Annotated in this window: 20 protein-coding genes; 9 read left to right on the plus strand and 11 right to left on the minus strand. The window is 62.5% G+C overall.

Translation table 11 applies throughout. From position 1 onward, the window contains the following. Positions 1 to 2 precede the first annotated feature (2 nt). From nirB to HRQ64_RS03985, 5 genes are all read right to left on the minus strand, one after another. The gene (nirB, locus tag HRQ64_RS03965) at positions 3 to 2,450 is read right to left on the minus strand and encodes a nitrite reductase large subunit NirB (RefSeq protein WP_172122243.1); all 2,448 of its coding nucleotides are present in this window, start codon (positions 2,448 to 2,450) and stop codon (positions 3 to 5) included. 313 nt (positions 2,451 to 2,763) lie between these two features. Further along, the gene (locus HRQ64_RS03970) at positions 2,764 to 3,984 is read right to left on the minus strand and encodes a CmpA/NrtA family ABC transporter substrate-binding protein (RefSeq protein ID WP_172122245.1); all 1,221 of its coding nucleotides are present in this window, start codon (positions 3,982 to 3,984) and stop codon (positions 2,764 to 2,766) included. A gap of 13 nt (positions 3,985 to 3,997) precedes the next feature. Further along, the gene (locus HRQ64_RS03975) at positions 3,998 to 4,621 is read right to left on the minus strand and encodes an ANTAR domain-containing protein (protein ID WP_248307213.1); all 624 of its coding nucleotides are present in this window, start codon (positions 4,619 to 4,621) and stop codon (positions 3,998 to 4,000) included. Between the two features lie 66 nt (positions 4,622 to 4,687). Further along, positions 4,688 to 5,326 carry a glutathione S-transferase family protein gene (locus HRQ64_RS03980; RefSeq protein WP_172122246.1) on the minus strand — a complete coding sequence of 213 codons (639 nt, stop codon included), beginning with the start codon at positions 5,324 to 5,326 and terminating at the stop codon, positions 4,688 to 4,690. Between the two features lie 215 nt (positions 5,327 to 5,541). Beyond that, positions 5,542 to 5,943 carry a RidA family protein gene (locus tag HRQ64_RS03985; protein WP_172122248.1) on the minus strand — a complete coding sequence of 134 codons (402 nt, stop codon included), beginning with the start codon at positions 5,941 to 5,943 and terminating at the stop codon, positions 5,542 to 5,544. 157 nt (positions 5,944 to 6,100) lie between these two features. Between HRQ64_RS03985 and HRQ64_RS03990 the strand changes: the two genes are divergently transcribed. After that, positions 6,101 to 6,694: a TetR/AcrR family transcriptional regulator gene (locus HRQ64_RS03990; RefSeq protein ID WP_172122250.1), complete on the plus strand. Its 594-nt coding sequence runs from the start codon at positions 6,101 to 6,103 to the stop codon at positions 6,692 to 6,694. An 18-nt stretch (positions 6,695 to 6,712) separates the two neighbouring features. Here HRQ64_RS03990 and HRQ64_RS03995 read toward each other — a convergent pair whose 3' ends face one another. Genes HRQ64_RS03995 through HRQ64_RS04005 form a run of 3 tightly spaced genes read right to left on the minus strand, consistent with a single transcriptional unit; the run spans position 6,713 to position 10,932 of the window. Next, positions 6,713 to 7,459 (minus strand): FCD domain-containing protein, encoded by a 747-nt coding sequence (locus tag HRQ64_RS03995; RefSeq protein ID WP_172122252.1) that lies wholly within the window; start codon positions 7,457 to 7,459, stop codon positions 6,713 to 6,715. Then, positions 7,456 to 9,507, minus strand: a complete 2,052-nt coding sequence (locus HRQ64_RS04000) for an ABC transporter permease subunit (protein ID WP_172122253.1) — start codon at positions 9,505 to 9,507, stop codon at positions 7,456 to 7,458. Before HRQ64_RS04000 ends, HRQ64_RS03995 begins: the two co-directional genes overlap by 4 nt. Before the next feature lie 27 nt (positions 9,508 to 9,534). After that, positions 9,535 to 10,932, minus strand: coding sequence for an extracellular solute-binding protein (locus HRQ64_RS04005; RefSeq protein ID WP_172122255.1), 1,398 nt, complete (start codon positions 10,930 to 10,932; stop codon positions 9,535 to 9,537). A gap of 377 nt (positions 10,933 to 11,309) precedes the next feature. Between HRQ64_RS04005 and ugpC the strand changes: the two genes are divergently transcribed. After that, entirely contained in the window at positions 11,310 to 12,368 is a 1,059-nt protein-coding gene (gene ugpC, locus HRQ64_RS04010) for a sn-glycerol-3-phosphate ABC transporter ATP-binding protein UgpC (RefSeq protein ID WP_172122257.1), read from the plus strand. Between the two features lie 50 nt (positions 12,369 to 12,418). On the opposite strand, the gene HRQ64_RS04015 is transcribed toward ugpC, so the two are convergent. After that, positions 12,419 to 12,976: a TetR family transcriptional regulator gene (locus tag HRQ64_RS04015; RefSeq protein ID WP_172122259.1), complete on the minus strand. Its 558-nt coding sequence runs from the start codon at positions 12,974 to 12,976 to the stop codon at positions 12,419 to 12,421. 76 nt (positions 12,977 to 13,052) lie between these two features. Here HRQ64_RS04015 and HRQ64_RS04020 point away from each other — a divergent pair, with 76 nt between their 5' ends. Further along, a complete protein-coding gene (locus HRQ64_RS04020) occupies positions 13,053 to 14,192 on the plus strand; it encodes an FAD-dependent monooxygenase (RefSeq protein ID WP_172122261.1) in 1,140 nt (379 codons plus the stop codon). 55 nt (positions 14,193 to 14,247) lie between these two features. On the opposite strand, the gene HRQ64_RS04025 is transcribed toward HRQ64_RS04020, so the two are convergent. Together HRQ64_RS04025 and HRQ64_RS04030 are read right to left on the minus strand one after the other, a co-directional pair. After that, positions 14,248 to 15,348, minus strand: a complete 1,101-nt coding sequence (locus HRQ64_RS04025) for a Gfo/Idh/MocA family oxidoreductase (RefSeq protein WP_172122263.1) — start codon at positions 15,346 to 15,348, stop codon at positions 14,248 to 14,250. A 173-nt stretch (positions 15,349 to 15,521) separates the two neighbouring features. Then, a complete protein-coding gene (locus tag HRQ64_RS04030; RefSeq protein ID WP_172122264.1) occupies positions 15,522 to 16,502 on the minus strand; it encodes a DUF808 domain-containing protein in 981 nt (326 codons plus the stop codon). A gap of 259 nt (positions 16,503 to 16,761) precedes the next feature. On the opposite strand from HRQ64_RS04030, the gene HRQ64_RS04035 reads away from it, so the two are divergent. The 6 genes from HRQ64_RS04035 to HRQ64_RS04060 all read left to right on the plus strand — a co-directional run bounded on the left by HRQ64_RS04035 (position 16,762) and on the right by HRQ64_RS04060 (position 23,395). Then, on the plus strand, positions 16,762 to 18,297 hold the full coding sequence (locus tag HRQ64_RS04035) for an ABC transporter substrate-binding protein (protein ID WP_127751823.1): 1,536 nt from the start codon (positions 16,762 to 16,764) through the stop codon (positions 18,295 to 18,297). Positions 18,298 to 18,386: 89 nt separating this feature from the next. Beyond that, positions 18,387 to 19,328, plus strand: a complete 942-nt coding sequence (locus HRQ64_RS04040; RefSeq protein ID WP_172122266.1) for an ABC transporter permease — start codon at positions 18,387 to 18,389, stop codon at positions 19,326 to 19,328. 44 nt (positions 19,329 to 19,372) lie between these two features. Then, the gene (locus HRQ64_RS04045) at positions 19,373 to 20,191 is read left to right on the plus strand and encodes an ABC transporter permease (RefSeq protein ID WP_248307232.1); all 819 of its coding nucleotides are present in this window, start codon (positions 19,373 to 19,375) and stop codon (positions 20,189 to 20,191) included. Continuing rightward, positions 20,191 to 21,411: an amidohydrolase/deacetylase family metallohydrolase gene (locus tag HRQ64_RS04050; RefSeq protein ID WP_172122270.1), complete on the plus strand. Its 1,221-nt coding sequence runs from the start codon at positions 20,191 to 20,193 to the stop codon at positions 21,409 to 21,411. Before HRQ64_RS04045 ends, HRQ64_RS04050 begins: the two co-directional genes overlap by 1 nt. Further along, positions 21,408 to 22,427, plus strand: a complete 1,020-nt coding sequence (locus HRQ64_RS04055) for an ABC transporter ATP-binding protein (RefSeq protein ID WP_127751826.1) — start codon at positions 21,408 to 21,410, stop codon at positions 22,425 to 22,427. Before HRQ64_RS04050 ends, HRQ64_RS04055 begins: the two co-directional genes overlap by 4 nt. Then, positions 22,424 to 23,395, plus strand: a complete 972-nt coding sequence (locus tag HRQ64_RS04060; RefSeq protein WP_172122271.1) for an ABC transporter ATP-binding protein — start codon at positions 22,424 to 22,426, stop codon at positions 23,393 to 23,395. The genes HRQ64_RS04055 and HRQ64_RS04060 overlap by 4 nt, the downstream gene beginning before the upstream one ends. Position 23,396: the final 1 nt, after the last annotated feature.

Here is a 23,396-nt window from a genome sequence, read left to right on the forward strand (position 1 = left end):
GCTCACTCCGCTGCCTGCAGCATCTGGAAATCGGCCAATGCTGCAAATTCATGGGCATCCTTGCCGTTGACCCGCTCTTCCCAAGGATCGATCTGGGCGAATTTTTGCGAATAAACGAAGCGCTCGAACAGCTGCCGCCGCCTGGAAAGGTCCTCCACCACATGGGCCTTGATGGAAGCCGAGCCGACGCGCTTGGCCCATTTGTAGATGCGCTCGAGATAGCGGCCCTGCTCGCGATAAAGCTGGGTCAGGGCGGCGATGATTTCGACAGTCTCGTCTTCGGTCTTGGCGTGGCAGAGAATTTCCGTGCCCTTGATGTCGAGACCTGCGGCGCCGCCGAAATGGATCTCGTAGCCGGAGTCCACGCAGATGACGCCGATGTCCTTGCAAGTGGCCTCGGCGCAGTTGCGCGGACAGCCCGAGACCGCCAGCTTGAGCTTGGCCGGGGTCCAGGAGCCCCACATGAACTTTTCGATTCTGACACCAAGGCCGGTGGAATCCTGGGTGCCAAAGCGGCACCAGTCCGAGCCGACGCAGGTCTTGACCGTCCGCAGCCCCTTGGCATAAGCGGCGCCGGACACCATGCCGGCCTTGTTGAGATCCGCCCAGACGGCGGGCAGGTCCTCCTTCTTGATGCCGAGCAGATCGATGCGCTGGCCGCCGGTAACCTTGACCGTGGGCACGTTGAACTTGTCGGCCACGTCGGCAATGGCGCGCAGTTCGGCTGCGTTGGTGATGCCCCCGAACATGCGGGGCACCACAGAATAGGTGCCGTCCTTCTGGATGTTGGCATGCACGCGCTCGTTGATGAAGCGCGACTGGGCATCGTCCTCGTATTCCCCCGGCCAATTGGCAACGAGATAGTAGTTGAGCGCGGGACGGCACTTGGCGCAGCCGCAGGAGGTTTTCCAGCCCAATTCCTGCATCACCGCGGGGATGGATTTGAGCTCTTGCGCGATGATCAAGCGGCGCACTTCGTCATGGCCAAGCTCGGTGCAGGGGCACATGGGCTGGATCGCCGCCGGATTGTAGCGGTCGCCCAGGGTCGACATCAGCAACTTTTCCACCAGCCCCGTGCAGGAGCCACAGGAGGCGGAGGCCTTGGTGTGGGCGCGGACCTCATCGAGCGAGGTCAGGCCCCGGGCGGCGATGGCACCGGTGATGGCGCCCTTGCACACGCCGTTGCAGCCGCAGATTTCGGCGTCAGCAGGGAGGCTCGCAACCGCAGCCAAGGGATCGACGGCAGCGCCGCCCCCATAGCCTTGGCCATAGATCAGCGTATCGCGCATCGGGGCGATATCGGTGCCGCGCTTGAGGAGGTCGAAGAACCAGTTGCCGTCGGCCGTATCGCCGTAAAGCACCGCGCCCAGCACCCGATTGTCCCTGAGCACCACCCGTTTGTAGACGCCAGCCGCAGCATCGCGCAGCACGATCTCCTGGCGGTCGTCGGCCTCGGCGAAGTCGCCGGCCGAATAAAGGTTCACCCCGGTTACCTTGAGCTGCGTGGCGGTTTTGACCGGGCTGAACCGGGCCGGCACGCCGAGGAGAGAACTGGCCGCGACTCTGGCCATCTCATAAAGCGGCGCGACCAGGCCGTAGACTGTCTGCTGGTGCTCAACGCATTCGCCCACAGCGAGAATGTCCGGGTCGGAAGTGGCCATTGCATCGTTGACGACAATGCCCCGGGCGACCTCGATGCCCGCATCGGTCGCCAGCCGGGTTTCGGGTCGAATGCCGGCCGCCATGACCACAAGGTCTGCCGGGTAAACCGTGCCGTCCTCCAGCAACACGGCTTCCGCCCGGCCATTGCCCAGAATGGCCTTGGTTTGCGCCTTGCAGTGGACCTTGATGCCGCGTCCTTCCAGCTCGCGCTGCAAAAGATAGCCGGCGGCTGCATCGAGCTGCCGGTCCATGAGATGGGCCGCCAGGTGCAGCACCACCACATCCATGCCGCGCCTGCGCAACGCCGCCGCCGCTTCAAGCCCTAGCAGGCCCCCGCCGATGACCACGGCCTTGGCGCCGGGTTGCCCGGCGATCGCCACCATGGCGTCTACATCATCGAGGTCGCGGAAGGCGCGGACGCCCGGCAGGTCTCGGCCTGCAATGGGAAGGATGAAGGGGGCTGAGCCCGTGGCGATGACCAGACGGTCGTAGCGGGTCTCGACGCCTTCGGCCCACACCGTCCTGGCTTGGCGGTCGATCCTGGTGACCGCCTGGCCGAAGCGGCATTGGACGCCATGGCTGGCGTACCAGTCTGGAGCGTGGGTCACGATATCTTCATAGCGCTTCTCGCCGGCCAGCACCGGCGAAAGCATGATGCGATTGTAATTGCCCCGCGGCTCGGCGCCGAACAGGGTGACATCGAACCGGCCAGGCGCCGCCTCGAACAAATGTTCCAGCATCCGGCCAGAGGCCATGCCGGCGCCTATGATGACGAGTTTTTCGGCCATGTTCTTCCCATCAAGCTTGGGTCGTGATCGGACCCGGAAACCAAAAACGAAAACGCCGCCAACCAGCAGGACCCCCGTCGCAAGACGAGGCTTCTGAAGGTTGGCGGCGTTGCCAAAGATGTGGCGCCCTTCATTGGACGCCGAAGTCAGTGCGCCGGAGCGCTCGAAAATGGTAGTGCAGGAAACGTGCCAAACAGTCGGGCGGCACAATACGAACGCTGGATCAGGTGCTTAGCTGAACTCCGCCGGTTTGCGATAATCCAAGCACAGCCCTGCCTTTGCCCGGCAGTTCAGCAAGCTGCATCTTTCTTGGTCAACTTTGTTGGGCGGCAATGTAATCGTCCAGCCGGTCCGGATCGAACTGCGCCGCATCGAAAAACATATCTGGACCCAGCGTCAGGCGACCGCCGATCGCGCCCATTTCGGTCGGCTCGGCGAGGGCGCCTTCGATCTTGCTGCTCGCGCCAGGCACGGGCATGTTTATACCCGAAAGCGCGGCGCGGTAGAGGTCGGGCCGGTAGCTCGCTGCGGCACGCGCCGCATGCTCTGGCTTATGGGCGACCTGACCCCAACGCACCATCTGCGAGTAGAACCACAGAGCGTGGCTGACCCAGGGGAAGTTGGCCGCGCGGGAATAGGGCACGAAGAATTCGGACATTGCATGTTCCTTGCCCGCTTCGAATTCGAGCCGGCCCGTGATGGCCCGCAACAGCAGGTCCCCCTCCACACCCAGCCGGTCATCGCGCGCCAGCATGCTTGCGAGCGCCGAGTGGTTGGCCGGATCCTCGCACCAGCGTGCCGCTCGCGTCGCGGCGCGCAGCAATGCGGCGAGCTGTTCGGGGTAGCGCTGCGCCCATTGCAGCCTTGTGCCCAGAACCTTGTCGGGACTCATCTGCCAGATCTGCCCCTTGGTGGTGACAATGCGTCCGACCCCGCGCGCGACAGCCATCGAGCCATAGGGCTCCCCGACGCAAAAACCATCGGTGCGCTTGGCTGCGAGGGCATCAGCCTGGAGGGGCGGGGGCACGATGACAATGTCGACCTGACGATCGGGGTCGATACCGGAAGCGGCCAGCCAGTAGCGCAGCGCATAATTGTGGGCGCTTTCCGGATGCACCACCGCCAGGCGCAAGCGCGGCTCGCCCGCGCGGTGCCGCCGCAAGACAACTTCGCGCAGTGCCGCGCCGACGGGCCCCGGCGAGCCATCTTCGGGCGCGCCGGCCGCGGCCATGGCGGCCCACACCGCCATGGACATGGTGATTGCGGCGCCGCCCAAGCCCAGCGCCATGGGTGCAATCACGGCGGCATCGAGTGGCGTTAGCCCCAGATTGGCGCTGATCGGCATCGGCCCCAGCATATGGGCGACGTCCAGATGTCCGATGGCGACGCGATCGCGGATATTGGCCCAGGAGGTTTCGCGCACCAGATGCAGGTGCAGCCCTTCGCTTTCAGCAAAGCCGAATTCTTCCGCGGCCAGCAGCACGGCGCTGTCGAGCAGCGGCACATAGCCGGCAACAATTTGGGTCAGGCCCATGCTGTGTCCCTCTTCATGGTCCCAGGAGCTCGGAAGCCGTCACCAGCGCCTGCGCGATTTCGAGGATCTTGCGGTTCTGGTTCATGGCGGTGGAGCGCAGCAGCCCATAGGCCTCTTCTTCGGAAAAGCCACGGGTCCGCATCAGGATACCCTTGGCGCGCTCGATTATCTTTCGCCCCTGAAGTTCCGAACGGGCGGCTTCGAGTTCGTTGCGCAACCGGGAATAGGCACGGAACCGCACAATGGCCATGTCGAGGATCGGCTTGATGCGCTCCTTGCGCAATCCATCAACCACATAGGCCGAAACCCCGGCCTCCACCGCAGCCTCGATTTCGGCGGGGTCCGATTTGTCGACGAACATGGCGATGGGCCGCTCGATCGTGCGGCTGAGGGCAAAGAAATGCTCGAGCACATCGCGATTGGGATTTTCGAGATCGACAATGACGACATCGGGCGCAAACGCGCGAATTCGGCCAGCCACATCTTCCATGTCGGTGACGATCTGCACCGTTGCGTGTCCCGCTTCGCGCAAACCGGCCTCGATGATCGAGGCCCGAATGGCGTTGTCGTCAATCAACAGAATGGAGAGCGACTCAGCCATGGCCTCTGAGGTCAGTTGTGGCAGCACCAAATTCATGTGCTGCCGATCCTTGGATGTCTACACCCCGCAGCCAGGTTTGCGCGCGTGGTGTCGGCTCGATGATCAGCTTGGCACGGGAGGAAGCTCGGGGGCAGTGGTTCCCGCGAAGGGATCTCGCCATGCCTCGATGGCCTCCATCCGCCGGTACCAGCGGCTCACGGCCGGGTAATCCTTGATGGGCAGTCGCGCGATATCGTTGAAGGGCAGGAATGTGCCCATGCGGAAATCGGCGTAAGACACAGCGTCCCCGACGAGCCAGGTGCGATTCGCCAGCTCAGCCTCGAGCAGCTGCGCTGCGGTGTGAAACCGCTCGAGCCCCTCCGCAACTGCAGCGGCATCGTAGGGCCCGAGACCGTAACGGAGCTTGGTGCCGCGCTCCCAATGTACGGTGTCACAAGCTTTGACGAAGTTGTCCTTGCCCCAGCTGATCCAGCGGATCATCTCGGGTTCGTCGGCATCGGTGCGCCAAAACTGCGATCCGACCTGTCGCGACAAAAAGCAGGCAACTGCATCCGTTTCCCAAATCGGCCTCGGGGAAACCTCGAGAATGGGCAAAAGCAAGTTCGGGTTGAGGTGCAGATAGTCCCCGGCTCGGCTTGGATCCCGGGGTGCAGCGAAGTGGAACTCGATATCCGCGCCCAGATATTTGGCGACGGCCACTGCCAGCCTCGGATTGGGGTTGCGACTAAAATGCAGTTTCATCAGAACCCGTTCTCGTTTTGCCGCTCGGTCCTAGGACGGATCACAGTCGAGCTCTTCGACAGCGGGAGAAAAAAGGCTGCCGCCACTCCCCCGGTAAGGCCGCTGACATCATCGCCAATAGCGGGCGGCCAGCGAGGCGCGGAAGGGGCCGGCAGCGGCGGCGAGGCTCGACCAAGGGACGCCGGGCCGGCCACGGAGAACCGTGCTCGTGCTCGCTAGACGGCCGCGGCCGGGATGCGGGCGATGACCTTGATTTCGAAATCAAAGCCGGCCAACCAGTTCACCCCAACGGCAGTCCAGTTGGGGTAGGGGGTGGTGGTGAAATTTCGTTGCTTCACCGCCATGACGGTCGGGAACTGCTGTTCCGGATCGGTGTGGAACGTCGTCACGTCAACGATATCGTCCAAACCGCCACCCGCGGCTGCGAGGATCGCCTTGAGATTGTCAAAGGCGAGTTGGACCTGACGCTCGAAGTCCGGCTCCGGGCTGCCATCGGGCCGGCTGCCCACTTGTCCCGACACAAACAGCAGGTCACCCGAGCGGATTGCTGCGGAATAGCCATGCTGCTCGTAAAGGGCGTGCCGGTTGGCCGGGAAAATTGCTTGGCGTTCAGTCATCTCGATCTCTCTTTCCTGTGGGCCGTCCGGCACTTGACGAGGCAACAGCGGTTTCGCCGGACGCTGATTTGATATACGGTGCGTATGCCCTGATATTCGACATGCATTCCGTATGTCAACTGATATACGCGGCGTATGCAAAAAGAGATGACGAGAAATGGCGAAAACCCGCGCTGTTGCGATGGAAGAAACGCGCAGCAAGCTTGTTGCCGCAGCCCGCAAGGCGTTTGCGCAGAAGGGCTATAGCGCTGCCTCCATGGATGATCTGACCGCCGATGCTGGCCTGACGCGGGGCGCGCTCTACCATAATTTTGGCGACAAGCGGGGCCTGCTGGCGGCCGTGGTCGACCAGATCGACAGCGAGATGGCCGGGAAGGCACAAGCCATCGGCGAGCGCGCGGGTGACGAATGGTCGGCCCTGCTGGCGGAGGGGGAAGCCTATATCAAGATGGCGCTCGACCCAGAGGTTCAGCGCATTGTGTTGCTTGACGGCCCGGCCGTGCTGGGGGATCCCTCGCAATGGCCCAGCCAGAACAACTGCATGCAGGTGACCAAGCGCGCGGTGGAAAACCTCATGGCCGCCGGGGTTCTCAAGCCCGTTGATCCCGAAGCGGCCGCCCGGCTATTGAGTGGCGCTGCCCTCAATGCGGCGCTCTGGATCGCCGCCTCCGACAATCCTCAGCATGTCCTGACCAAGGCCGTCGATGCGTTCCGCTCCCTGGCCTCGGGTCTGCTGCTGCGGCCAGACTGAACTGTGCGTCGCCCGTCCTCAGGGTTCCTCCGAATAATCCTGGAAGGCTGTGATGCCGATATGCAGGTGTGATTGCAGCGCATACTGGTAGCGGATCCGGTCCCTCTGCTCCAAGGCGTCCACCACCGCCGCGTGCTGCTCGAAGGTTTCGCCGGTGAAGTTATGCAATTGCTTGGCGCGCTCCATGATGCGGATGATGATCGGCTTCATGATGCGATAAACGTCGGTGACCGCACGATTGGTGAGGATCGACACCAGGCGCAGGTGAAAGCGGAAATCCAGCTCGGACGCTTCCACGATCGAGCCGGCGGCGCGAAGTTGATCGTTGACCTTGCGCATCTCGAGGATGTCCTCGGGCTGCATCTGATCGAAGATGGTGTCCACCGAGCCCACTTCGATGAGCCGGCGGAAGCCCTGGATGTCGTTGAAGGTGCGCCGCGAGATGTCGAGCGTGTTGAACGAGAACAGATCGAGTGCCCGCTCCATCCGGTCATCGATAATGGTGGCGCCAACCTTGGGACGCACCGAGACCACCCCATAGGCCTTGAGGATACGCATGGCTTCGCGCACTGTGTTGCGGCTGGCCTGGAACCGCTCGCACAACTCCCGCTCCGTCGGCAGGCTGTCACCCACGCCCAATCCGCCATCGGAGATGAGGCCGCGGATCTTGAGGACCATGCCGTCCACCGCGGAGGGGATGGAGCTGCGCACCACGGAGGCGTTCAGCGCTCCGCTTGCCCTTCCGACCCGCGATGCCTCGTTCACCCCTTTACCGCCCCCACTGTCAGGCCCTCCGACAGGAAGCGCTGCGCATAGATATAAAGCACGGCAACAGGAATGGCGGTCAGCAGCGAGGCTGCCATCAGCTTGCCCCAAGGCAGGATATCTCCCACCACCATGGATTGCAGGCCGATAGGCAGCGTGCGCAGCGACTCGCTGGTGATGAACACAAAGGCGAAAAGGAACTCGTTCCAGGCATTGGTGAAGGCAAACAGCGTCACCGACAGGATTGCGGGCGCGGCCAAGGGCAGGGTGATGCGCCAGAAAATATAAAGCCGGCTGGCGCCATCGATCCGGGCTGCTTCCTCCAGTTCCACCGGAATGGAGCGGAAATAGCCCATCAGCACCCAGGTGGCGAAGGGCAACAGGAAGGTCGGATAGGTGATGATCAGGGCGGCGTGGCTGTTGATGACGCCAAGATTGGTCAGGGTCTGGTAGAGGGGAATAAACAGCAGCGTGCCCGGCAGCAGATAGGTGATGAGCAGCAGCGTTGTCAGCAAGCCGGCGCCACGAAAGCGCAGCCGCGTCAGCGCATAGGCCGCCAGCGACGCCAGGGCGACGGACACCAGCGTGCTAAGGGCGGCGACAAAGGCCGAGTTCATCAGCCAGGTGAGGAACGGCGTATCCTGCAGCAGCGAGGAATATTGCTCCAGCGTAGGTGGATCGGGCCAGAAGATCGATCGACGCTCACTGATCTGCGGCGTGGATTTGAGCGAGGTCGTGATGATCCAGTAGAAAGGGAAGATCACGAAGGCGAGGAACGGCACCAGGACCAGCAAGCGGGTGAGCGGGCCGGCATTGGACCGTGCGGTGCGTCGCAGGATCGGCTGGGCGGCAGGGCGCCCGGTGGCAACGCGAATGCGGCGGACCATCCATTCGAGCCCGGCGAAGATCAGCTCGATGGGGAGGAAAACCAGATCAAGGATGATGTTGACGAGCCGCGCCGCGCCCGCCAGCAGCCGGTCGGTCAAGCCGGGGCCCCGCTCGGCACTGCCGTCACGCCGGTCGTCCTGGCGCATGAAGCGAGCCAGGAGCCAGATCAGGATCGCCATGAGCGGCGCGACGCTGAAGGCGACGGCAATGCCAGGACCATATTGCAGCGAGCCCAGCGCCTTTTCATAGGCGAGAATGGAATAAAGCTTGGTCGCCCCGCTCGGACCACCGCCGGTCATCAGGAAGGGCAGGCCGAACTGGTTGAAGGTGGAAATGAACGACAGCAGCAGGGTGACGACGATCACATAGCGCAGGCTGGGCAGGGTCACATTGCGGAAGCGCTGCACCGCATTGGCGCCATCGACCTGCGCCGCTTCGATCTGTTCGCGATCGACGGCCTTGAGGCCCGCCAGCAGCAGCAGGACGAAAAACGGAATGCCTTTCCACACATTGACCGAGATGACGCTGCCCATCGCCATATTGGGATCGGACAGCCAGCCCAGCGGCCGGTCGATGACACCAACGCCCTGCAGGATCGGATTGAGCCCGCCAAACAAGGGATCGTAGATGCTCTTCCAGGCCAGAGCCGTAACGATTTCCGGGACGATCCAGGGCAGGAGCATGATGCCGCTGAGCAGGCTGCGGAACGGCAGGCGGCTGTTGAGGATCAGCGCGACGGTCATGCCGATAACGAATTTGAGGCTTAGCGACCAGAAGGTGAACTGGATGGTGTTCTGCATGGCCTGCAGGAAGTCGCTGCTGGCCCAAAGCCGCTGGTAATTGCGCAGACCGACATTGGTGGTTTCGCCGGTCAGGAAATTGAGCGAGGTCATGCTGATGAAGATGGCACTGACAAAGGGCCAAAAGATCAGCAGCGCCATGATCAGCACCATGGGCAGAACAAACAGATAGCCGACCTTCCAGTCCATCCCCAGGATGCCATCGAGCCGCTTGCGCAGGCCGAGCCGGCGGGAAACAGGTGCCATCGTTACACTCATGCGGTCGTCCATGCGCACCTCCATCGGGCCGGACGCTCCCACCTGCGGGTGGCCGCCGATGTCCGGAATGTCCAGCATTGGTAGCGTTGGTGCGACGGGCATTGTTGGACACCCGTCGCCGGCGGCCGGCTAGAGAATGCCGCCTTCTTCGAAGATCTGGACGATCTTGTTGTGCGCGTCGGTCACTGCTTCCTGCGAGGTCATGCGGCCCGAGATCACATTGCCCATGGATTGCTCCAGCACGCCCTGAGCGCGAATGGCGTCGATCTGCGCGGCCGGTGGTGCTGGCCAGGAGGCCCCGATAAAGGGATCCTGGGTGTCCACCTGCTCCTTGATGATCGCGTAGTTTGGATCGGCGGCGAGGAGTTCCTCGGTCCACAGGCTTTGATAGGCTGGCATGAAGAGCCCGCCGGCGACCGTGGACATGGGCGTGAAGTTAACGGGATCGAGCAGTTCGAGCGCCAGTTTCTTGGACAGCTCCACATTGGGAGCGCCCTTGAAGATGGTGAGCCAACCGCCCACGGCGCCACCATTGCGGTGATCGCCATTATTGGCGGTGGGCTGTGGCAGCATGACCGTGTTGGCAAAGACCGGATTGTTGTCGCGCTTTGCTGCCGCGTAAAGCGAGTATTGATTGTGGGTATAGCCGGTGCTGCCAGCGAGCCAGGCTTCGTTGTTGGAGATATCACCCCAGCTTTCCACGCCCGGCGGCAACATGGCGGCGTATTTGCCGTTGCGATCATAGGTTTCGCGGACGAACTCAAAGGCTGCCACGGTTTCAGGCGAGTCGAACTCAACCTTGATGCCGGTTTCGTCGGTAAAGTGGCCGCCAAAAGCGTTGAGGATCGAGGTTGCCACCCCCCAGCCATCGCCGGACTGGTTGACCGTCAGGCCCCAGCCGTAAAAGCCGTTGGCGGGATCGGAGATGGCCAGAGCGGCCTCACGGCGCTGCTCCCAGGTCTGCAAGGTTGCCGGGTCGATACCCTTTTCGGCCAGCTTGTCCTTGCGGAAGAAGGCGCCCGTGGTGTTGGCTATAAAGGGAACCGCAACCCAGCGACCATCGATCTTGCCAATACTTTCGGCATTGATGCCCTGCATGACATTGCCATAGCGGCTTATGGCGTCCTCGACCACGTCATTGACGTCTTCGAGCAGGCCCAGCAGGTGCATCTGGGGAATGGAAACGGTGCTGGTATAGGCCAGATCGGGCGGATTGCCGGCCCGCACGGCTGCCGACATCTTGCCCAGGAAATCGCCAAAGGCCTCGGGATTGGTGGTGGAGATATCGAGTTGGGCGTTGTTGGCGGCAGCGAACTTGGCCACGGCATCGCGGAACAGGTTCTGTGCCGCCTCGAAATATTCGGTGCGATGGATCACCGTCAGCTTGCCGGCGCTCCCTTGGGGCAGCTCGGCCTCTGGCTTCTCCTGGGCAAAAACCGGCAGGCCCTGGCTTGCGGCCCAAAGGCCAACGCCAGCCGCGCCGCCCCTTCTCAATATGTCACGGCGATTGAACTTGTCCGACGTCATGTTTCCGTTTCCTCCTGTTGGAACATGGCCAAGCGCTCGCGAAGCAAGCCTATGGGTCAGCAATCATCGCAAGCTGTATTATCCTCCTTGGGGCTGAGCTCTTTGGCTCTAGCGCCCATCACAGTCAAAGCAGGCTTTTGTCCCATCATTGACAGCGAATACTCTAGAGTTAGGACAGATATTGCGGCGGAGTCAATCTTTTGTCCCACAATATACTTGAACCGGCTGCCCCTTGGTTCTAGACAGGATTGCAGGCAAGGCGTGCAGACACTGTTTCGTCGAGGAGGGCGGAACGCGTGTCCACACGCGCCAGCCCTTGGCCAGCTGTCTTGAAACTGCTGGCTCGTGACCGTTGACCATCGATCTGGGAGGGACAGATGGGCGCCGTGACGATCCGGGACGTTCGCAAAAACTATGGCAGCCTCGAAGTGCTCCATGGCGTCAACATCGACATCAATGACGGGGAGTTCGTAATTCTCGTCGGCCCGTCGGGATGCGGGAAATCCACCCTGTTGCGCATGATTGCCGGGCTCGAGGACATCACCGGGGGCGAGATCGCCATTGCCGGCAATGTGGTCAATGACCTGGCGCCCAAGGACCGCGATATCGCCATGGTCTTCCAGTCCTATGCGCTTTACCCGCATATGACCGTCGAGGAGAACATGGCCTTCTCGCTCAAGCTGGGTCGTGTTCCGAGGGACGAGATCAAGCAGCGGGTGGCCAGTGCTGCAACCGTGCTCGGCCTCGATCCCTACCTGCAACGCTATCCGCGCCATTTGTCGGGCGGGCAGCGGCAGCGCGTGGCGATGGGGCGGGCCATTGTGCGCAGTCCCCAGCTTTTCCTGTTCGATGAGCCCTTGAGCAATCTCGATGCCAAGCTGCGCGTGCAGATGCGCAGCGAGATCAAGCTGAACCACCAGCGTCTCAAGACGACGACCGTTTATGTCACCCATGACCAGATCGAAGCCATGACCATGGCCGATCGCATCGTGGTCATGCATGCCGGCAATATCGAACAGATCGGCACGCCGCTGGAGCTCTATGATTATCCCGCCAATCTGTTCGTCGCCGGCTTTATTGGCTCTCCGGCAATGAACATCATCGCCGGCTCGCTTGCCGGCTCCGCCTTTCGCTTCCCCGATGGAACGACTATCGACTTGGGAGCGCTACCGGCGGGGGTAGAGGATGGCCCGATGACCCTTGGCGTGCGTCCCGAGCATTTGCGTCTCGATCCGGCTGGAACCATGGCGGAGGTGGTCGTGGTCGAACCGACCGGCTCAGAAACCCAGGTTACACTTAACCTGGGCGGGCACGATCTCGTTGGCGTGTTTCGCGAGCGGATCCGCGCACAACCCGGCGAACGGATCGGCATTGCCTTTGACAGCAGCCTTCTGCACCTGTTTGACGGCGGCACGGGAAGTCGCATCATCCGGTGACCGCCCGAACGCGTTCCGGTTGGCCCGGCAAGGGCGAGCATTCGCCGCTGCTAAGAATCCTCGAACAGGTAGCGCTGCAATGTGGCGCCAATGGCTGCGACCGCTTGCGCCGGGTCGAGCTGATCATCGCCCAGGTTCAGCACGTAACGGCAATAAGCCAAGCCGAGGATTTGTGTAGCGATGAGGCTGGCGCGGTGCTGCGCGCCCTTTTCGCCGGCAAGCCGCGCCACCAGAGGCAGGATCTGGCCGTGCAGTATGGCGAGGATCTTTTCTGCGGCCCTGCTATTGGTAGCAGCGGTTCGGACTAGCACGCGGAGCAGGTCGTCCGCCTCTCGCCCTTCCCAGCGCTTGAAGAAGTGTTCGATCAAGTGCCGGCCGATCTCGGCCTTTGGCACCCCGCTGAGGTCAGGCAGTGCAAGATCGATAGCAACGGCTCGGGCGAACAACTCGTCCTTGCCGCCAAAATAGCGGCTGATCAGCGCCACGTTCACTCCCGCTTCGGCTGCGATATCCCTGACCGTGGTCCGTTCGAAGCCGTTCACCGCAAAGTGCCGCCTTGCTGCATCGAGCAGCCGCTCCTGAGTGGCTTCAGAATTCCTGACCATCATGCCTTCTCATGTAAACAAGTGTTGACATAGCGTGTGATCCATATGTAAGCAAGCGTTTACATACGGGAGAAATGCTATGACTACAGCAATAAACACCCTGATCGTCGGCGCCGGCCCGGCGGGCCTCGCCACTGCCATCAGCCTGGCGCAAGCCGGCGTGGAGTTCCGTATTGTCGATGCCTTGCCGCAGGCGCAAAACACCTCCAGGGCCGCGGTTATCCACGCCGCAACGCTGGAAACCCTGGGGCGGCTCGGGGTGGCCGAACCGCTGATTGCCCAGGGCATCAAGGCGCCCCAATTCAAGGTTCGCGACCGCGACAAGGTGCTGCTCGAGGCCGAGTTCTCGGTGCTGGACAGCCCGACGCCCTTTGCGCTGATGATCCCGCAGGACGAAACCGAAGCGATCCTGACCGCGCGGCTCGAACAATTGGGCCACTGCGTGCGCCGACCGGCGGAGGTCACCCAGTTGGTGCGTGATGGGGACAGGGTCCTCGCCACCTTCAACGATAAAGCCGGCCAGGCGGACGTTTTGGCGCGGTTCGTCGTCGGGGCCGATGGCGAGAAAAGCCTCGTCCGCGCAGCGGCGGGCATTGGATTTCCGGGGGAGACCTATGGTTCGTTCCTGCTGGCCGATGTCCACATGGACTGGCCCATCGCGACGAGCGAAGTCAGCTTGTTTTTTGCCCAAGGCGGCACGCTGGTTGTTGCCCCCATGTCCCGGTCCCGCTTCCGGGTGGTCGCGCAACTGGCAAACGCGCCGTCCCAGCCAAGCATCGCGGATGTGACGCGTGTGCTCGAGCTGCGCGGTCCCAGCAGTGGCGTCAAGGTTCATGAGGTGATCTGGGGCTCGCGCTTCCAGGTCCACCACAAGCTCGCCGATCGTTTCCGCGCCGGCCCGTTCCTCCTGGTTGGCGATGCCGCCCATGTCCATAGCCCGGCCGGCGGGCAGGGCATGAACTTGGGACTTCGCGATGCCGAAGCGCTGGCCTCCGCCTTGGCCGGTTTCCTGCATCAGGGCGGCACCGGGCTTGACGATTTTGCCCGGCAACGACGGGCAATGGCACAACAGGTCCTGAACCGCACGGGTCGGTTGACGAAGCTGGCGACCCTGCAAGCGCCAGCCCCGCGATGGCTGCGCGATCGCCTCCTTGCCGTAGCGGGCCAATCGCCATGGATCCGCAGACGCATCGCGCAAATGCTCGCCGGCTACGCCTAGGCAGCGTCTGGCGCAGCAGCGCTAGGGGAGCGGCATCCTCCTCGATGCTTGTGTGCTAAGCCAAGCGACCCTCGGCGAGCGAAGTGCTGATCGGTGCCGGTCGCTCCACGCTGGTGGTCATTTCCACATGCCGGCCGGTCTCCATGGAAGTGCCGAAGGCTTCCATCACTTCGAGCACATGCAGGGCCAATTCGCCGCTGGCGCGATGCGGCCGATTGCTGCGCAGTGCATGCGCCATGTCAGCCAAGCCAATGGAGCGGTAATTGGTGCCCTCGCCATAGGGAAGGGACGTCTCCACATTTTCCCATTCCCCGCCCTTGCGCAACAGCTCGACCTGGCCGCCGAAATGATTGGGATCGGGCACCAGCAGGGTGGCATTGGTGCCATAAAGCTCGAGCGGCACATGGCGGTGGCCAGCCACGTCAAAGCTCATGGTGATCTGCACCACCGCCCCGTTTTGGAAGATCAGCGTGCCGCTCACATGGGTGGGCACATGCACGGGGATCACCTCGCCGGCGCGCTCCTTGGCGGTGATGGTGCGGGTGCTGACCGGGGTGGCGGTAGCGCCGGCAACGCGCGCTACCGGGCCGAGGAGATTGACCAGATCGGTGATATAGTAAGGCCCCATATCGAGCATGGGGCCGCCGCCAACCTCATAATAAAAGGCGGGGTTAGGGTGCCAGCGCTCATGGCCCGGGCACATGAAATATGCGGTGCCGCCTACTGGCGTGCCGAGCACGCCTTGGTCCACCAGGGCCCGGGCGGTCTGGTGTGAACCACCAAGGAAGGTGTCGGGGGCGCAGCCAAGGCGCAGATTGTTGGAGCGGGCGGCGGCAACCAGCTGCTGGCCCTCGGCAAAGGAAATGCCCAGGGGCTTTTCCGAATACACATGCTTGCCCGCGCCCAGCGCCCGCAAGCCCACTTCCAGATGGGCTTTGGGGATGGTGAGGTTGAGTATGATGTCGACCGCGGGGTCGGTGAAAATGGCATCGAGCGTCGTGGCCCGCAGCCCATATTCATCCGCCTTGGCCTGGGCCACCGCGGGATTGAGGTCGGCCACTGCGGCGATGTCGAGGATGGGGAAGTGCTTGCTGGCCTCGATATAGGCCGAGGAAATCTTGCCCGTGCCAATGATGCCGATGCCGACGCGTTCCATGATCAATGCTCTTCTTGGGTGCTGAGGGAAGTCTCCGGCGGTTCAAGTCAGCAGTCGCAGGGTGCATGCAGATCTTCTCCCTGCGACTGAAATGCTGAATAGACAGACGGCGTTGCTTCCTTTCCTAGCACATGAGGAGTGTGCCGCAAGCAGGTGCAAGTAATCCCCGTGAACTAGGCTCGCACGGCCCTGGCGCCGGGGAGCAGCTTCTTGATCTGGGTCCAGAGCGGGGAAATCACATAGCCCACGACGGGGATCGCGACTGCACCCACAACCAGGCCGGCAATGGCATAGCCAAGTGTTTCGACCACCCAGCCGACCACGCCGCCAAGGGACGCGGCCGCGGCCACCGCTGCGTCGTGGATCAGGTCGCCCACCCCGTGCAGCCCGAAATCGTGCACCCCATGCACGATGATGCTGCCGCCCACCCAGATCATGGCAGCAGTGCCGACAATGGTCAGGCCGGTCATGAAATAGGGCATGCCCTTGACGATTGCACGCCCGATAGCTCGAGTGAAGCTGCCGCCGCGATGGGCCATCCAGAGGCCAGCATCGTCGGCTTTCACGATCAGCGCGACCGCACCATAAACGGCAGCCGTGATCCCGACGGCCACCAGGAAAAGCACGATGGCTTGGGTGACAAAGCTTTCGCCTGGCAGTTCGGCCAGAGCAATCGCCATGATCTCAGCGGACAAGATGAAATCGGTCTTGATGGCGCTGCCGACCTTGGTGTCTTCCATGTTGGTGGGGCTAAGGGCCACCGGTTCCAGCCCAGTTTCGTGCGCATGGGCGGCTTTGGGTGCCATCAGATGCCAGATTTTTTCGGCGCCTTCATAGCAAAGATAGGCGCCGCCCAGCATCAGCAGGGGCGTGATGGCCCAGGGCAGGAAGGTCCCCAGGATCAGGGCCGCCGGCAGCAGGAAGATCAGCTTGTTCTTGATCGAGCCGCCCGCGATCTTGCCCACGATCGGCAATTCACGATCCGCGGTAAACCCGGTGAGGTATTTGGGAGTAACTGCCGCATCGTCGATCACGGCGCCGCTGGCCTTGAGTCCGGCCTTCATCGCCATGCCCGCGACATCATCGAGTGACGCCGCCGCCACTTTGGCGATGCCGGCGATATCGTCGAGCAGACCGATTAAACCAACGCTCATTGCATGCGGCTCCTTTGCTAGTGGCTTGATGCCATCTCTTGCTGGCCAACTACAAAGCTCAACCGCGCGATACGTTGCCACCCGCGGCGCTTAGCAGCAGGCCCTCAGGCCTAGCATGACAGGAATGCAGCCTTTGCCCACCCCCAGGAGCGGCCCAGCCTCTTTTTGCGCGGACGCTTGACCAAATTAGCTCGAAGTGAAACCATCAGTCCGTAAGAACAACATATGTTCCACTGTTGTGGAACATGGAGGGATTGGAATGAGGCATTTTGCTCTAGCATTGGCGACCAGCCTGGTTGCCCTGTGTTCCGCCAACGGTCTGGCCTATGCCCAGACGGCTGGCGGGATCGTGGATGTGGCAACCATCGGGGAGCCGCCAACGCTCGATCCGATGGCTTCGACAGCCGACTTGGTCGGCATTGTCAGCCAGCATATGTTCGAAACGCTCTACACCTTCGATGCCCAGTGGGGCACCACCCCATTGCTCGCCGCAGCAATGCCCGAAATTTCGGAAGACGGCACCGTTTATACCATCCCGCTGCGCACCGGCATCAAGTTCCACGACGACAGCGTCATGACCTCGGCCGATGTGGTCGCATCGCTTGAGCGCTGGATGAAGATTGCCACCCGCGGTAAGCAGGCAGCCGAAGTCATCACCGACATCGCCGCAACCGACGACGCCACGGTCACTATCACGCTGAGCAAGCCTTACGCCCCACTGCTGCCGCTCCTTGCCTTCAACAACGCGGCCGCAATCATCATTCCGGCGGCCAATGCCAGCCAGGACCCGCTCGAAAGCTTCATCGGCACCGGTCCCTACAAGCTCGAGCAGCGCGTTCCTGACCAGTATATCCAGCTCGTGCGCTTTGACGGCTACCAGTCGCTTGAAGGCGAGGGCAATGGCTATGGCGGTGCGCGGCACCAGTATCTCGACGAAATCCGCTTCGTGCCGGTCCCCGATCCCAACACGCGCATCGGCGCGGCAGTGGCTGGCCAGTACGACTATGTCGATCAACTGCCGGTCGAGGCTTTCGACCAGATCAGCGGTGGCGCCACCGAACCGGTCGTTTTTGCGCCATTCGGCTGGCCCGTGTTCATGATGAACCATTCCGAAGGCCTCGCCTCCGACATCCGGGTGCGCAAGGCAATCCAGGCGGCGCTCGCGCCCGAGGACATGTTGTTTGCCGCCTTTGGTTCGGACGAGTTCTTCACCGCCGAGGGTGCCTGGTATCCCGAAGGCTATGCCTGGCATTCCGATGTTGGCACCGAAGCCTACAAGCCCATGGGCGACACCGAAACAGCCAAGGCCCTGCTGGCGGAAGCCGGCTATGATGGCTCCAAGCCGCTGCGCATCCTGACCAGCCGCCAGTATGAGTTCCACTACAAGATGGCACTGGTTGCCCAGTCCTACCTGGAAGCTGCCGGCTTCAAGGTGCAAATGGACGTGGTCGAGTGGGCGACGCTCACCACCAATCGCGCCGATCCGGCCCTTTGGGATGTCTACATCACCCACAGCCCGTTCCTGCCCGAGCCTTCGCTGATGGGCATCATGTCCGACACCGGCCCTGGCTGGTGGGTGAGCGATGCCAAGCACAAGGTCCTGGAAGCCTTTAATGCCGAAAGCGATCCGGCCAAGCGCGCCGAGTTGTTCGTTGAGGTCCAAAAGGTCATCTATGACGAAGTACCCGGCTACAAGGTCGGCAACTTCAATGCCCTGGCCGCACAGAACCCGGCTCTCGACGGCGTAACACCCGCTCCATGGCCCTATTTCTGGAATGCCTATCTGACCGAATAGGTCCCTATCCGGCTTCGTGCCGCCTGTCGCGTCTTCGGTCGCGGCAGGCCTTTTGTCCATCAGCTTCGACGGGGATTTTCCAGAGCATCATGATCCGCTCCGCACTCAACCGCATATTCGGCATGTTGGTCGTAATGGCGCTGGTGGTTACCATCGTGTTTGTCATTGTGCGCGTGACGCCCGGCGATCCCGCAGCCGTCATGCTCGGCCCCGACGCAACCGCAGCCGATATTGCCAGCCTGCGCCAGCGCCTTGGCCTAGATGCTTCCATTCCGCAGCAATTCATCAGCTATGTCGGGGGCGTACTGCGCGGCGATTTCGGACAGTCCATCTTCCTCAACATGCCGGTGACCACAGCGCTGATGCAGCGCGCGGAACCGACCTTTTTCCTGACGATATTTGCCCTGCTGATCGCGACCCTGATCGCCTTGCCCGTTGGCGTGCTGTCGGCCTATTGGCGCGGCTCGGTGTTTGACCAGGCAGCAACCGCACTTGCCATGTTCGCGGCCTCGGTCCCCAGCTTCTGGCTCGGGTTGATCTTCATGCAGGTTTTTGCCGTGCAGCTTGGGTGGTTCGATACCTCCGGCTATGGCGGCCCTGGCGCCAGCTTTGGCGAACGGATGCATCACCTGGTGCTGCCCGCGACGACCCTTGGCCTGATCAGCTCGGCGCTGATCACCCGGTTCACCCGCGCCTCGATGCTCGATGTCCTAAACGATGATTATGTGCGCACCGCCCGCTCCAAGGGAATGAGCGAGTGGCGTGTCGTGGTCAAGCATGCGCTCAAGAACGCCCTGATCCCGATCCTAACCGTGATTGGCCTGACCGCAGCCCTGCTGATCTCGGGCGCTATCGTTACTGAAACCGTGTTCGGCCTGCCCGGCGTGGGCAGCCTCATTGTTTCAGCCGTGCTGCGCCGCGACTATCCCTTGATCCAGGGTGCCCTGCTGGTGGTGGCCGGGCTTTATGTCCTCGTCAATTTCATCATCGACATGCTCTACCTCCTCGTCGACCCTCGGGTGCGTTACTGATGGCTGCTGTTGCACAAAGCGGGTTTCGCGAACCCAATCTGCTGATGAAGATCGCCAGCCGCCCCACGGCGTTGGCGGGCTTGGTGATTATCGTCACCATGATCCTGCTGGCTTTGCTGGCGCCGGTTATTTCGCCCTATGACCCCGCGCAATTGTCAGTGCGCAACCGGCTGCAGCCACCGAGCTGGCTGCATCTGTTCGGCACCGACGATCTGGGTCGCGACATCCTTACCCGCGTGCTGTATTCGGGTCGCACCTCGATCGCGGTTGGCTTTGCCGTGGTGATTTTCGCCTCGGTAATCGGGGTGTTCCTGGGGCTGATGTCGGGCTTTTTCCGCAGGCTCGATACGCCAGTGTCGCGCCTGATCGACGCTATGATGGCCTTTCCCGATATCCTGCTCGCCATTGCCTTGGTGGCGGCGCTGGGGGCGTCGGCGACCAATGTGGTAATCGCGCTTGGCGTGGTTTATGCGCCTCGGCTTGCTCGCGTCGTGCGTGCCTCGACGCTCGTCATCCGCGAACTGCCCTATGTGGAAGCGGCGCGGGCACTTGGCGTGCCAACGCATGTTACCCTGGTGCGCCACGTCCTGCGCAACGTCACCTCGCCCCTGCTGGTGCAGGCAACCTTCATCTTTGCCAATGCCATCCTCGCCGAAGCCGGGCTGTCGTTCCTGGGCGTCGGCATTTCACCCGATATCCCCACCTGGGGCACCATGATTTCCGTAGGCCGCCAGTATCTGGAACAGGCCCCCTGGATCATGTGGTTCCCGGGCGGCGCCATCATCCTCACCGTACTTTCACTGCAACTCGTGGGCGATGGTCTGCGCGATTTTCTTGATCCGCGCCTCGCCAAGGATGTCTGATGTTCGATAACCGTTTCAAACCGCAAGCGCAGAACCTCTTGATCAAGGGCGCCAAGCCCGTCGGCTTCGCCCAGCCGGAACTGCCGCCGGTTCTCGATGTGCTGGTTGGCGCCGATGGGGCCATTCTCGATATCGGCGCGAGCCTGGCGGCTGACAACGCCAAGACCGTTGCCGCCAACGGCGCCTTCATTTCACCTGGCTGGACCGATCTGCATGCCCATGTCTGGTATGGCGGCACCGATATCTCCATTCGCCCCGAACAGGGCGGCGCGGCGCGTGGCGTCACCACCATCGTCGATGCGGGATCGGCCGGCGAAGCCAATTTCCATGGCCTTCGCGAATTCATCATCGAGCCGGCGCGCGAGAACATCTACGCCTTTCTCAATCTCGGCTCGATTGGCCTCGTCGCCTGCAACCGCGTGACCGAGCTGCAGGACATGCGCTCGATCGATCTCGATCGCACCATCGCCGTGATCCGGGAAAACCGTGACGTCATCATTGGCATCAAGGTTCGCGCCAGCGCGGTGATCTCGGGCGGCTGGGACCTGGTGCCGCTCAAGCTGGCCAAAAAACTGAGCCGCGTGCTTGATCTGCCGGTAATGGTGCATGTCGGCGAGCCCCCTCCGCTTTATGATGACGTGCTGGGCCTGTTGAGCGAGGGCGACATCGTCACCCACTGCTTCAACGGCAAGCAGGGCGGCTCGATCATCGAGGACGATGATCTGTTCCGGCTGGCCGAAGACGCCGCCAAGCGCGGCATCATCCTCGATGTCGGCCATGGCGGCGCGTCGTTCTCGTTTGATGTCGGCAAGGCCGCGCTCGAGCGGGGTCTGCTGCCCAACACCATTTCCACGGATCTGCACAATCGCTCGCTCGACACTTCGGTATGGGATCTCGCCACCACCATGAGCAAGCTGCTCTCGCTGGGCATGGGCATGGAGGATGTGGTCATCGCCTCGTCCACGGCGCCCAAGCGCGCGATCCGCAAGCCGGCCGACAATCTGCTGGCCAAGGGCAAGCCGGCCGAGTTCACCTTGTTCGACCTCGTCGATGGCGATCTGGTGGTGACCGATAGCCAGGGCGCCACGAGCACGCTGCATCAGACCTTTGAGCCACGCTACGCCATTCTGGGGGCCGAGGCCGTGGTTGCACATCGCCACCACCCGATTCCCGCCGGAGCGCCGGGCCACAAATGCCCCAGCTGCGGGTGGACTGCATGACGGGAACGCTGCCAGCAGACACCATCCTGTCGGTTCGTGACCTTCGGACCTGGTTCGAGAGCAAGCGCGCCACCGCCAAGGCGGTGGACGGGGTAACCTTTGATCTCAAGCGCGGCAAGACGCTCGCCGTGGTCGGGGAATCGGGCTCGGGCAAATCGGTCACCAGCCTGTCGATCATGGGCTTGCTGGCCAAGCCGGGACGCATTGCCGGTGGCGAGATCCTGTTCCGCGATCGCAAGGAGAAGGTGCACGATCTGGCGCGTTTCGCGCCCAGCCAGTTCCGCGCCATGCGGGGCAGCGAAATCGCGATGATCTTCCAGGAGCCGATGACCTCGCTCAACCCGCTTTATACGGTGGGCGACCAGATCGGCGAGATGATCTCGCTCCATACCCGTCTGAGCCGCAGCGAGGCGCGGGCCAAGGCCCTCGAAATGCTCCAGCATGTGGAGATCCCCGATGCGGCGCGGCGCCTGGATGACTACCCGCACCAGATGTCGGGCGGCATGCGCCAGCGCGTGATGATCGCCATGGCGCTCAGCTGCGACCCCTCGCTGCTGATCGCCGACGAGCCGACCACCGCGCTCGACGTGACCATCCAGGCGCAGATCCTCGATCTCCTGCAGCGCCTGCAGGCGCAGTTCGGCATGTCGATCCTCTTCATCACCCACAATCTTGGTGTGGTAGCCGAGATCGCCCATGACGTCGTGGTCATGTATGGCGGGCGCGTGGTGGAACAAGCGCCAGTCAATGCGCTGTTCGCCCACCAAAAGCACCCCTACACCAAGGGACTGCTGGCCTGCACGCCCGATGCGACACGCGACCTTGGGCAGGACGGCGAGCGCCGGGCGCTGTATTCCATTCCCGGCTCGGTTCCCCCCATCACCAATCTGCCGCCAGGCTGTGCCTTCGAGCCGCGCTGCCCCATGGCCATCCCAGCCTGCCGAGCGGCCCTGCCGCCCTTGATCCCGGCAGGACCAGACACCTTCTCGCGCTGCATCAGGACCCATGAGCTATGATTGAGGCAGTCGATACCAAGCCCCTTCTGAGCCTGCGCGGGCTGACCAAGCATTTTGGCGGCCGCAACGGCCAGATCGTCCATGCCGTCGAAGATGTGAGCTTTGACATTGCGCGCGGCACCACCGTGGGTCTTGTCGGTGAAAGCGGCTCCGGCAAAACCACTGCCGGGCGCTCGATCCTGCGGCTCGTTGAGCCCACCAGCGGGCAGGCGATCTTTGATGGCACCGACATCTTTGCGCTCAAGCCCCGCGAGATGAAAGAGTGGCGCAAGCGCCTGCAGATCGTCTTCCAGGACCCCTATTCGAGCCTCAATCCGCGGTTGCGCATCGATGCCATCATCGGGGAAGCCCTTGATGCCCGCGGTTATCCGCGCGGGACCAAGCGGCGTGAACGCATTGCCGAATTGCTGACCCTGGTTGGCCTACCAGCCGATTATTCCCGGCGCTTTCCGCATGAATTTTCAGGCGGCCAGCGCCAGCGCATCGGCATTGCCCGCGCCCTGGCAGTTGAGCCCGATTTCATCGTTGCCGACGAGCCGGTTTCCGCGCTCGACGTTTCGGTGCAGGCGCAAGTGCTGAACCTGCTCAGCGAGTTGCAGCAGCGGCTTGGTCTGGCCATGCTGTTCATTGCCCATGATCTAAGCGTCGTTGAATATCTCTGCGATGAAGTCGTGGTGATGTATCTCGGCCGGGTGATGGAGCGCGGCCCCTCGCGCCAGGTTTACGCCCATCCGCGCCATCCCTATACGCGGGCCTTGCTCGCGACCGCTCCCGTGCCCGATCCAACCCGCAAGCGCACCCATGTGCCCCTGCAGGGCGATATTCCTTCGCCGATCAATCCACCCTCGGGCTGTGTGTTCCGCACGCGTTGCCCCATGGCCATCGAGGCTTGCGCGCGGGTCGTTCCGCCCGTCGAGCATATCGGCGCCAATCATCACGTCGCCTGCATTCGCCACGGCGAGCTATAGT

The organism is Devosia sp. 919 (assembly GCF_013185965.1).
In the GTDB taxonomy this organism is placed as follows: Bacteria; Pseudomonadota; Alphaproteobacteria; order Rhizobiales; family Devosiaceae; genus Devosia.